Here is a 3,569-nt window from a genome sequence, read left to right as displayed (position 1 = left end):
TCGACTGGCGGCGGCCCTGGAGCAAATCGGCCTGGGGCACTTGACTGCCGACTCGCCAACCGCGGCCCTCAGTGGCGGCGAACGCCAGCGCGTCGCTTTGCTGGGCGCCTGGTTGTCGAGGGCAGACTGGTTGATCCTCGATGAGCCCAGCAACCACCTGGACATCGATCAGCAGCACAAGCTTGCCCAGCAGATTGATCGGTGGCCCGGCGGCCTGGTGCTGATCAGCCATGATCGCGGGTTGCTGGAGCACATGGACGAGATTGTCGAACTGTCGCCCAAGGGCTTGGCGGTGTACGGCGGTAATTACAGCCACTATGCGGCGACACGGGAGCAGGAGCAGCAGGCGTTCCAGTCGGCGTTGCAGGGGGAGCGCGCGCACGCCAAACGTGAACAACGTGAAGCGGTCATCCAAATGGAGCGTCAGCAACGCCGCAATGCCCGGGGCGACCGCCAGGCCCGGGATGGCAACCAGACCAAACTGATCACCAACGCCCAGAAAGAGCGCAGTGAAAACAGCCAGGGCAAGTTGCGCCTCAACCAGCAGCTGGCGCGTGAGCAGCAACAGCAGCGGATCGCCGAGGCGCGTGCGCGGTGTGCGCCGGAGATCCAGCGCATGATGCTGTCGCCGGAAAGCGTGGTGCCCCAGGGCAAGCTGGTGCTGCAGTTGAACGACGTGGTGTTGCCGTTTGGCAGCCCGGCGCCGATCAATCTCACCCTGACCGGCCCGACGCGCATGGCGATCCTGGGAGCCAATGGCAGTGGCAAGTCGACCCTGCTGCGGGTGATTGCCGGCCAGTTGCCGGTGGCTGCCGGTGAGTTGGCGCGCAGTTGCCATATCGGCTGGCTGGACCAACACGCCGGGCTGGAGCACCCCGAGCGCACGGCGGTGCAATGGCTTTACGAAAGTAATCCGCTACTGGCGCAAAGCGAAGCGCGTACCCGGCTGGCGCAAATGGGCATCGATGCCGACCGGGCGGTCCTCGATACGCGCCAACTGAGCGGCGGCGAGCGTCTGAAAATTGCCCTGGCCGCACAGCTCTACGCCGAGCATCCGCCGCAATTGTTGTTGCTGGACGAACCCGACAACCATCTGGACTTGCCCAGCCGGATTGCCTTGGAGCAAATGCTCAATCAGTACCAGGGCGCGCTGATCGTGGTGTCCCATGACGAGGCGTTCCTGCAGGCCATCAACCTGGACGGTGAGTTGCGCCTCTGAGGCCGCTTAACCCTGGTTTTCATGTTCCAGTTCGGCCTGGGGCTCGGCGAGCCGCTGCCGGCGGGTTTTCATCTCACTGACAATCACCGCCGCCACGATCAACGCCGCGCCCACCATGGCAATCGGCGGGAAGCGCTCCCCGGCAATCCGCCCGACTACGCCGGCCCACACCGGCTCCCCGGCATAAATCAGCGTGGCGCGAGTCGGCGAGACGCTTTTCTGCGCCCAGTTCATCGCCACCTGAATCACCGCGCTGGTCAGCCCCAGGCCCACCGCGCTGAACAGCAGCAACCAGGAAAACCCCGGCAGTGCCTCGCCCATCGGCACCACCATCAGGAACGACAGCACCGACGCCGTGGCCAGTTGCACCACCGTTACCCGGCGTACATCCACCTGCCCGGCAAAGGCGCTGATCAGGATGATCTCGGCGGCAATTGCTACCGCACCGATCAACGTGGCGATTTCACCGGGGCTGAAATTCAATGATGCCCCGGCCGGGCCGGTCAGCAGCATCAGCCCGGTAAACGCGAGCATGATGCCGATGCTCGGCATCAACCCCGGCCGCCGTCCCAGTACCAGCCATTGCAGCAGCGGCACGAATGGCACATACAGCGCAGTAATAAATGCCGACTGGCTGCTCAGGATCGTCTGCAAGCCAATGGTCTGCAAACCGTAGCCGAACATGATCGCCACACCGATAAAGCAGCCAGCCTTCAATTCAAACAGCGTCAGGTTCCGCAGGCTGCGGAATGAGAACGCCCCGACGATGAGCGCCGCCGCAGCAAAACGCAGGCCGACGAAAAACATCGGGCCGCTGACCGCCATGGCGTGCTGCACCAGCAAAAAGGTGCCGCCCCAAAACATGGTGATCACCACCAATACACATTCGGCTTTGCTGAAACGGGAAAACAACGGGGAGGTGGTCATGGCGGCTCGGTCTTGCACAGGAAGGGCGCGGACCGCACAATGCGCCGCAAGCTGGGCAGTATACTGCGCAACCCCACCCTGTGAGCAATATAGTGCACAAAGAAAATCCGCAACGGGCCTCGGTCCTGCAACACGTCAGCCAGAACGTTCGGCGCCTGCGCCATGCGGCTGAGTTGAGCCAGACGGCGCTGTCCGAAAAATCCGGCGTCAGCCGGCGCATGCTGGTGGCAATCGAGGCGGGGGAGAAAAACGTCAGCCTGTCGACCCTCGACCGGGTGGCCGAAGCCCTGGACGTGGCCTTCAGCGACTTGATCCAGGCCCCGGATGCCGCTGATCACAGCCGTATCAACGAACTGGCCTGGGCCGGTGACATCCCCGGCAGCAAAGCCGTGCTGCTGGCCAAGGCCACCGCGCGTCGCGAGGTGGAACTATGGGAGATGCGCCTGGAGCCCGGCGATCGCTACATGCCTGAACCGGACCCCGAGGGTTGGAGCGTGCAGTTGTTTGTGTTCGAAGGCACCCTGACGCTGGTGCTGGGGGATGAGGAAAAAAACGTCGCCACCGGTGAGTTCCTGATGTTCGCCAGCCGCTACCTTCACGCCTATCGCAATGACGGCGACGTGGCGGTGCGGTTTGTGCGCAACGTGGTGATTTAACTGTTGGCAGCGCAACAGTGGTTGGACACTTTGCTGTTTTGAACCGCCAACGACTTCCCTGATATACCGGCAACCCGCTGATTTCGTTGCACATTGCATTCGGGCACGACTCCTGCAATCACTCCAGTATCTCTCTGGAGCCTGGAGTCGGCCCATGTCAGCCCAACCCCTACAACCTGCCCACATCATCCGTTCGGACGCCGAGGCCATTGCGGTTGCCACCGAGTTGGCCAAGCGTTTTGCCGTGGACGCCGGCGTGCGCGACCGCGAGCGACGCCTGCCGGTGGCCGAGCTGGACGAATTCTCTGCCAGTGGCCTGTGGGGCATCACCATTCCCAAGGCCTACGGCGGCGCGGGAGTGTCCTATGTGACGGTGGCCGAGGTGATCAAGCTGATCTCCGCCGCCGACCCGTCCCTGGGGCAGATTCCGCAGAACCACCTGGGCGTCGTCGACATCCTCCTGCAAACCGCCAGCGAGGAGCAAAAGCAGCACTACTTCGCCAAGGTCCTGCTGGGCTATCGGTTCGGCAATGCCTTCTCCGAAGCCAAGAGCAAGAACGCCGGCACGTTTGACACACAAGTGCGCTTTGACGGCGACAGTGCGTACATCAACGGCGAGAAGTTCTACTGCACCGGCGCACTGTTCGCCCATATCGTGCCGACGGTGGGCGTCAACGAAAAGGACCAGGCGTTCATCGCATTTGTCGAACGGGACGCGCCGGGCCTGCAAGTGATCGACAGCTGGGACGGCTTCGGCCAGCGCACCA

The 3,569-nt window shown here is 63.1% G+C and carries 4 protein-coding genes; 3 read left to right on the top strand and 1 reads right to left on the bottom strand.

What is annotated here, in order from left to right; all coding sequences use genetic code 11:
• Positions 1–1,219 (top strand): ATP-binding cassette domain-containing protein (locus tag HX846_RS26830; protein ID WP_178966439.1); only part of this gene is annotated, 1,219 nt, incomplete at its 5' end.
• A gap of 6 nt (positions 1,220–1,225) precedes the next feature.
• On the opposite strand, the gene HX846_RS26825 is transcribed toward HX846_RS26830, so the two are convergent.
• Entirely contained in the window at positions 1,226–2,146 is a 921-nt protein-coding gene (locus tag HX846_RS26825; protein ID WP_008432448.1) for a DMT family transporter, read from the bottom strand.
• 92 nt (positions 2,147–2,238) lie between these two features.
• Here HX846_RS26825 and HX846_RS26820 point away from each other — a divergent pair, with 92 nt between their 5' ends.
• The gene (locus HX846_RS26820) at positions 2,239–2,802 is read left to right on the top strand and encodes a helix-turn-helix domain-containing protein (protein ID WP_003211741.1); all 564 of its coding nucleotides are present in this window, start codon (positions 2,239–2,241) and stop codon (positions 2,800–2,802) included.
• Between the two features lie 154 nt (positions 2,803–2,956).
• On the top strand, positions 2,957–3,569 hold a 613-nt coding region (locus HX846_RS26815; RefSeq protein ID WP_178966438.1), incomplete at its 3' end, for an acyl-CoA dehydrogenase family protein.

The organism is Pseudomonas sp. K5002, assembly GCF_013386655.1.
In the GTDB taxonomy this organism is placed as follows: Bacteria; Pseudomonadota; Gammaproteobacteria; order Pseudomonadales; family Pseudomonadaceae; genus Aquipseudomonas.
This window is presented reverse-complemented; position numbering and strand designations above follow the sequence as displayed.